Raw genomic sequence first — 330 nt, 5'->3', positions numbered from 1 at the left:
GCGATCGTCCAGCTTCTGCGAGATATGGTGCGTCTCAATATCGCCGGGCCTGACCGTGGGCTTTCGCACGGCCAAATGAAAAAGACGAAGGGAACAAGAGAATGAATAAGCTTTTCAAAGGCGGAGCTCTTTTACTGGCGATTGTGGCGGGCCTAGCCGGGCCAGCCATCGCACAGACCTATCCAGATCGTACGATACAAGTGATCGTGCCTTATGCCCCGGGTGGCCAAGGCGACATCACCGCGCGACTGATCGCCGAGCAGCTATCCCCCGCACTTGGCCAGCCGGTCGTCGTCGAAAACCGGCCCGGCGCGAACGGCTCGATTGGCA

The 330-nt window shown here is 59.4% G+C and carries 1 pseudogene; it reads left to right on the top strand.

From position 1 onward, the window contains the following. Positions 1-101: 101 nt before the first annotated feature. Positions 102-330 (top strand): annotated as a pseudogene (locus C6558_RS39410) (tripartite tricarboxylate transporter substrate-binding protein); the annotation flags it as partial.

The organism is Ensifer sp. NM-2 (genome assembly GCF_003024455.1).
GTDB classification, from domain to species: Bacteria; Pseudomonadota; Alphaproteobacteria; order Rhizobiales; family Rhizobiaceae; genus Ensifer; species Ensifer canadensis.
The sequence above is the reverse complement of the archived record's forward strand: the minus strand, read 5'-3'. Positions and strand labels throughout refer to the sequence as shown.